Annotated in this window: 2 protein-coding genes and 1 pseudogene; 1 reads left to right on the top strand and 2 read right to left on the bottom strand. The window is 61.7% G+C overall.

Features of this window, described 5'->3' with window-relative positions:
- Nucleotides 1-491: hypothetical protein (locus AC1DUU_RS25155; protein WP_476786096.1), on the bottom strand; the 491-nt coding region annotated here is incomplete at its 3' end.
- Between the two features lie 510 nt (nt 492-1,001).
- A complete protein-coding gene (locus AC1DUU_RS25150; protein ID WP_476786095.1) occupies nt 1,002-2,603 on the bottom strand; it encodes a winged helix-turn-helix domain-containing protein in 1,602 nt (533 codons plus the stop codon).
- Between the two features lie 427 nt (nt 2,604-3,030).
- Here AC1DUU_RS25150 and AC1DUU_RS25145 point away from each other — a divergent pair.
- Nucleotides 3,031-4,110 (top strand): annotated as a pseudogene (locus tag AC1DUU_RS25145) (hypothetical protein); the annotation flags it as partial.

Below are 4,110 nucleotides of genomic sequence, written 5' to 3'. Positions count from 1 at the left end.
GAACCAAGGTCGATCGACGACAGGTTCAGGGGCACGACGTCTTCGGTTCGCAGATAGCGTCCACGGCCGTGGGTCGGCGTATCGCGTTCAAGGTCAAAGGCCGGCATGGGGTATCCGTCTGCATGGGGGAATGTGGAGTATGGTCGCCCCCCGGCTCTGATCGCCTCCACTACGCCCGGCATCTCGTAGTAGGCGAGTATCGCTGCGGTGTAGATTTTCTCGAATAGAACAGGGTTTGCCTCTTCAAACTGTCGAACAGCCGAGATGCGGCGTTCCGAAGCGGCGTTCAGTAGGCTGTCTGAATCAGAATCGAGCGCTGCAGCCAATTGTTCGATGGCGCGGGAGGGTTGATCGCCAAACAAGCGCAACAATACCACACCGTGGACGCCGACGTCGGAGGCTGAGGGCCAGCGACCGTCGCCTGGAATAAGCTCATCTACCAGGTGCCTAAGTATGGTCTCGTTCGCAATGGGCAAGTTATTTGGCTGCATTCTGAAACCTTTGCTTGCTGTGGCCGTGCAATCGTTGGGGGGCGTGGTTTGTGCCAAGAAGGAAAGCGCGCAAATTGAAGGGTCGATAGGTCAACGTGAATGGAAGGAACGCCGACCCGATGGCCCGTGTGGTTTCCACACTACGCATACTGACTGGTCAGTCAATAACTTTGTGGATGTCTTGCCTAGGTGGTACCGGCATGTGAGTTCTCGCCGAAGAGGAACGCACTGCTTCGGTGCAAAGGGCACTTGCCGAAACGGTCGAGAGCCCCGTTGGTCATCCGACCATTGTTGTATGTCGGCTTATCTAATTCTCGCCCCGAAACCGGACAGGCAGCTTTCGGCCCCAGGAATGCCAGTCAGCAATGCGCCCTCAATGTCGGTCGTAGAGAGCGGCTTTGCCATTTCCCAGTTGCAGACATCGCCGAGCGCGAAGTTGACGCTCGAGGTTAGACCTGCGACGTATCTCGCCTATTCAACCGAGTGGACCCAGATTACATTTAGGTCATCTCAATCGAATGCTGCTTGTGCATTGCCTTGTTTGACAGCCAGATCCGGGAAGCGTCTTTTCAGTTCTGGCGGGATTACACGCTCGCCATGCATGTTGACGAGATGAATAGACAGTCCCAGCAACACGTTCTTCTGGTGGTGCCGGCGCTCAAACTGGCGTGCAGAGACCCTATACAGATACATGAGCATGCGTTGCCCCTGGGCCATCGTCACAGCAGCCAGAACCGGCTTGAGCACCGCGGGGACAAGGCGGGCCTTAGGTGACAGGAAGAACAGGCCGACCCTGAGCCGGCTGGCCGGGTCAAGCGTATGAAGCTCGGCAGTCAGTTGGGCGACATCGCCGCGACGATCCGCGGCAAGCAAGGCAGTTCCCTTGATGACCAGAAGATAGATATGGAACTGCGATCCGGCCTCGCTGAGCYCGATGGCCCGGTCGTAGAGCTCGATCGCGCGTTCGATATCGCCCTGACTGGCGTGGATTTGCCCCTTCATGGCAAAGGCAGCAGCAAAGGCAGTGCTTGCGAGGAAGGCTTCGTCGGTGAGCCGGCAGGCCAGTTGCAGATGGCCTCGGTCGAGGAAGCGCAGAACTTTTGCGATTCCCATGAGGAGCATGGGCTTGCCCTCGGCTTTCGGCAGCGCCCCCAGCGCCAGCCGTTCAATCTCATCTTCGATGGACAGCCATTCGGCATCCGTGAGGGGCGGGGTACGCGGCATGAGCGGCGCCAGGATCAACTGCGCATAGCGATTGAGCGCGCACAGAACGGCAATGGTGGGATCATCGGGATTGGCTGCGTGAGCCGCTTCGAGCCTGGGCGCATTCTGGTGCCAGCTTTCGGAACCAGGCGAGACCAGTCGGGCCGCGTCGTGCAAGCGCAAATGCAATGGCCGATCGGTCGGCTCCGGGGGCTCGCCGTCGGGCAAGGCCGCATGGGTCCAGATCGACTGGACCAGAGATTGAGAGAAGGCTTCCAGATCCGCACTATGTGACGGACCTGACAAGGTGATCCGAAAGGGCGCAATCAACATATTGGTTCGGCCATCCCTGAGAACCAGCGCCATATGAACGTGCCCGCCGTCGGTCAGCAGGCTCACTTCCAGACTATGGGCAACGGTTCCTGCCGCGTCTTGCTCGAACCGCCACTGCGGCATGCATAGGACCTTACGCTGTTCCCCAAGCGCAGATCCAAGATGCTTCGCGAGGCTCTCGACGATCAACCGGAGTTGGCCCGTGTCCTGTGCGAGACCATAAGCAGGACCGATAAGCAGGAAGGCCGAGACGACTTCGGCCGCGACCGCATCGGCGACCCACAGATAGCCCTCGCCATACTGGGTCGCGATGAAACGAGGAGCGCGGGCATTGTCTCCCAGCCGCTTGCGCAGGCGGTTGATCAGATAGTCAACATTGCGTTCGCCGAGCGCTCCAGCGAGGTCACCCAGGCCTTCCAGCAATTGCGGTCGGGTAACCAGTTTGTGTGGCTGGCGGCTCAATTGCAGGATCAGGGCCCGCTCCTGCCGGGTCAGCCGCAGGACCGTTCCGTCATCTCTCGTTGCGGAGAGCATGTCGGGTTGGAACATCAGGTCGGCATAGCGCACGGATTGCATGGCTCTCCCGGTGGATTGGCGGGGGCAGAACCTAGCGTGGGCGCTGGTTCCTCAGGTTCTGCGACAATAGGCAGGTCAGTTCACGTCTAAAGTATATCCAGCAATAGTCATCATGCATGACACAGAAAAAAACACGTCCTGGCATTTGTAAGGAAAAAATTCGCAGAAAACGACATCAAAAGATCTCGGCCAAATATTGGTGCGAGAATGTTCTGTTATGGCTGCCTCGGACGGCAATCAAAAACGACATGCGACCGTGCTCCCAGGTTGGGCAAGGGACATGGTGCAGGCGCCTGCGCAGACTGCATGCGGCGGGCAGGCAAAACTTGGGGATCGGGGCATGGTGAATGGCGGGCGTAGCGCGGATGCAGCGAAAGCAGGGAACGGCGTCAAGCCGGGCGGGCGGTTGGCATTGGCGGAGAGGCAAGTGACGGCATCTGGCCCTAGCCGGCGATCGCTGCATATTCCGGAGACGCTTCTGCTCGGTCTGATGCTTGGGAGCGGGACGGCGCTGAGTCCTGATGTGGCCTCGGCTCAGCAGATCACCCAGGGTGGTGGTAGTGGTGGCGGTAAAGTTGACTCTCGGTATAGCGGTGCTGGTGGCGCCGGCGGCCTTGCCGGTGGTGGCGGTGGGGGCGCTTTCGGCTCCGTCGTCGACAACGAAGGTGGCGATGGCGGCACAGCGGCGCAAGTGCCGGATGGAACGGCACAGGATGGCAGCTCCGGTACGAGCAACAGCCACGGCAATGGTGGCGCTGGCGGTCAGGCACCTTCACCCAACAATGTCAGCAGCGGCGGCGGCGGCGGCGGCGCTGGCGGGGGCCATATTAGTTTTCCCGGCGATGGCGGTGACGGCGGCGGTGGTGGCGCTGGCAATATCAATGCGTTGCCGACGGTCGATCTCGGCGCCGCTGACGCGGGCGCCACAGGTGCTGTTGGCGTCGCCGGTGCCTACTTTGGCGGCGGCGGCGGCGGCGGCGGCGGCGGCCTGGTGCTGACGACCCCGGACGCTGCCGTGACGACCCATGGCTATAATGTGGCCGGCGGCGCAGGTGGTGACCATGCGACCGGAAGTGGCGGGGGCGGCGGCGGAGCGGCGATGGTGTTGCTGGGCGGTGGGCGGGTCACCATCAATGCAGGAGCCGGTGGCACCTCTGCGGTGACCGGCGGGGCTGGCGGCGATGGCTACTATGGGGGCCACGGCGGGGCCGGGCTGTTCCTCTACGGGGGCGGAGCGCTCGAGCATCGGGCGGGCACCATCGTCGGCGGTGCTGGTGGCGGCCGCAGTAATGGTGACGGCGGCCTAGGCGGCGCCGGTGTGCTGAGCAATGAGGGCATGATCGAGAACAACGCCGTCATCACCGGCGGCAATGGCGGCGCCAACGTCACTGGYGGCAATGCAGGTGCCGGAATCGAGGCGTGGGGCGGTGACATTGCCAATGCCAGCACCGCGACCATCACCGGCGGCGGCGGCGGTAGCGCAACGTCGAACAATCCCGTCTACAAT

The sequence above is a fragment of the Aminobacter sp. P4_H6_2 genome (assembly GCF_056400805.1).
This window is presented reverse-complemented; position numbering and strand designations above follow the sequence as displayed.